Genomic DNA, 2,587 nt, shown 5'->3' with positions numbered 1-2,587 from the left:
TCATGGAAATACGGCCCGTGAGCAGGCGCTGGTCACGGGCCGTATTTCCATGAATTGACGCCCGTGGTCACCATCGCTTCAGCGAGGTCGCAAAGACAAGCTCGGTGCGGTCCCCGGACAACGTGACGTCGGAGAATTCCACGACCCGGCCGTTGATGTCGATGGAGATCTTCCGGAGGAGAATCACCGGGACGCCCTTCTTCAGGCCGAGTTCTTCGGCTTCCTCCACGGTCGGCGGGCGGGCCGTGATCCACTCCTCTACGCGATCCAGCTCGATGCCGAGCGTATAAAGCTGGCTCTGTGTACCACCGGGCCACGGCTCATTCGAATCGTCGAGCAGATCCGGATTGGCCGCCACCACATCGCGTACGAGATATGAGCGCACCAGCGCGAGGGGGAAGTCCTCACGGCAGTTGGTGCGGTAGATCCGCTCCAGCAGCCGCGTACCGACCGGCACCCCGAACACCGCCGCCCGATCCTCGTCGGCCCTGGCCTCGCGGTACTCGGCGCGGAAGACGAGATCGGCGGCCTCCAGCCCGGTGTCGCGCTCCGTGGACCCGGTCTTCAGACGCTCGGCCCGCGACTGACGCGCCCGGTCCTTCTCCCACTGGTGCCGGTCGTTGTTCCGCTCCACCCGCGGACGCGGCTTGCGGACGAAGGTCCCCATGCTGTGCTCACCGCCCTCATGAACGACAACGGCCCCTGGCTGCGTTTTCGCAGCTCAGGGGCCATTTCCCAGCGTGGCGGCGCCAGGATTCGAACCTGGGTAGGCAAAGCCGACGGATTTACAGTCCGCTCCCATTGGCCACTCGGGCACACCGCCTGGGATGTGACCAGGAGCTCCGTTCCCACTTTCGGGGAACCCCCTGGCGACGACGTAAACAATACCCGATGACAGGGGGTGCTCCGCCACCGGGTTGATCCCGTCTCGATCATGGCTGGGATGGCTAGGCTGACCCGTGCGGTCCGGCGGGCCGTGCCCCTGACAGATCTATGTACGAGGAGCCAACTCAAGATGGCCGACTCCAGTTTCGACATCGTCTCGAACGTCGAGCGGCAGGAGGTCGACAACGCTCTCAACCAGGCGAGCCGCGAGATCTCCCAGCGCTATGACTTCAAGAACGTCGGCGCCTCGATCGAGTGGTCGGGCGAGCGGATCGAGATGCGTGCCAACTCCGAGGAGCGGGTCAAGGCGATCCTCGATGTCTTCCAGTCCAAGCTGGTCAAGCGCGGTATCTCGCTGAAGGCGCTGGACGCGGGCGAGCCTCAGGCCTCCGGTAAGGAATACAAGATCTTCGCCTCGCTGCAGGAGGGGATCTCCCAGGAGAACGCCAAGAAGATCGCCAAAATCATCCGCGATGAGGGCCCCAAGGGCGTCAAGGCGCAGGTGCAGGGCGATGAGCTGCGGGTGTCGTCCAAGAACCGGGACGATCTGCAGGCCGTGATCGCGCTGATCAAGGGCAAGGACCTCGACTTCGCGGTGCAGTTCGTCAACTACCGGTGAACGTCACCACTGCCGTCTAGGGACCGCTCTCCGACTCTCCTTCGCATGGGCGGGCAGCCTGTTTACGGGCTGCCCGCCCTTGGCATGTGTCTGCCGCCGTCTTCCGCTGGAGCGGTTACCAGCGGCCGGTCGCGAAGGGGCGGTCCGTGGAGACGATCTCGTGGCCCAGGGGGGTCAGGGATATCGGGATCAGCTTGAAGTTGGCCAGGCCCAGCGGGATGCCGATGATCGTGAGGCAGAGGATGGTGCCGGTGATGATGTGGCCGAGCGCCAGCCACCAGCCCGCGAGGACGAGCCACAGCACATTGCCGATGCAGGAGGGCGCGCCGGCGTCGCGGCGGGGGACGGCGGTGCGGCCGAAGGGCCAGAGGGCGAAGCCCGCGATGCGCCAGGAGGCGATGCCGAACGGGATGCCGATGATGGTGATGAAGAGGATCAGCCCGGCGATGAGATAGGCGCAGGCGAGCCAGAAGCCGGAGAGGACGAGCCAGATCAGGTTGAGGATGGTCTTCACGGTCGGCGTCCTGCCATCTCCTCGAGGCGGGCGATGCGCTCCGCCATGGGCGGGTGGGTGGAGAAGAGCTTGGCCATGCCCTCGCCGGCGCGGAAGGGGTTCGCGATCATCAGGTGGCTCGCGGTCTCCAGGCGGGGCTCGGGCGGCAGCGGAAGCTGCTGGGTGCCCGTTTCGAGCTTGCGGAGGGCGTTCGCGAGGGCGAGGGGGTCGCCGGTGAGCTGGGCGCCGGAGGCATCGGCCTCGTACTCGCGGGAGCGGCTGACGGCGAGCTGGATGATGGTGGCCGCGAGCGGGCCGAGGATCATGATCAGCAGCATGCCGAGGAAGCCGGGGCCTTCGTCGTCGTCGGAGCGGCCGATCGGGATCAGCCAGGCGAAGTTGACCAGGAACATCACGACGCTGGCGAGCGCGCCGGCGACGGACGAGATGAGGATGTCGCGGTTGTAGACGTGGCTGAGCTCATGGCCGAGCACGGCGCGCAGCTCGCGCTCGTCGAGGAGGCGCAGGATGCCTTCGGTGCAGCACACCGCCGCGTTCCGCGGGTTGCGGCCGGTCGCGAAGGCGTTGGG

Annotated in this window: 3 protein-coding genes, 1 tRNA gene and 1 pseudogene; 1 reads left to right on the top strand and 4 read right to left on the bottom strand. The window is 66.4% G+C overall.

The window, feature by feature from the left end; all coding sequences use genetic code 11:
* Positions 1–67 precede the first annotated feature (67 nt).
* A pseudogene (locus CCN51_RS25735) lies at positions 68–673 on the bottom strand (UTRA domain-containing protein); the annotation flags it as partial.
* 68 nt (positions 674–741) lie between these two features.
* Positions 742–823: transfer RNA gene (locus CCN51_RS25730), tRNA-Tyr, on the bottom strand.
* A 192-nt stretch (positions 824–1,015) separates the two neighbouring features.
* Between CCN51_RS25730 and CCN51_RS25725 the strand changes: the two genes are divergently transcribed.
* Complete coding sequence (locus tag CCN51_RS25725) at positions 1,016–1,504, top strand: YajQ family cyclic di-GMP-binding protein (RefSeq protein ID WP_014178725.1); 489 nt, start codon at positions 1,016–1,018, stop codon at positions 1,502–1,504.
* A gap of 115 nt (positions 1,505–1,619) precedes the next feature.
* On the opposite strand, the gene CCN51_RS25720 is transcribed toward CCN51_RS25725, so the two are convergent.
* Positions 1,620–2,018 (bottom strand): YccF domain-containing protein, encoded by a 399-nt coding sequence (locus tag CCN51_RS25720; protein WP_014178724.1) that lies wholly within the window; start codon positions 2,016–2,018, stop codon positions 1,620–1,622.
* On the bottom strand, positions 2,015–2,587 hold a 573-nt coding region (locus CCN51_RS25715), incomplete at its 5' end, for a M48 family metalloprotease (protein WP_086860128.1). The genes CCN51_RS25720 and CCN51_RS25715, both read right to left, overlap by 4 nt.

The organism is Streptomyces milbemycinicus (assembly GCF_002154605.1).
GTDB classification, from domain to species: Bacteria; Actinomycetota; Actinomycetes; order Streptomycetales; family Streptomycetaceae; genus Streptomyces; species Streptomyces milbemycinicus.
The sequence above is the reverse complement of the archived record's forward strand: the minus strand, read 5'-3'. Positions and strand labels throughout refer to the sequence as shown.

Coding starts and splice junctions, on each gene's coding strand:
- CCN51_RS25725 (WP_014178725.1), top strand. CDS start 1,016: ATGGCCGACTCCAGTTTCGACATCGTCTCGAACGTCGAGCGGCAGGAG.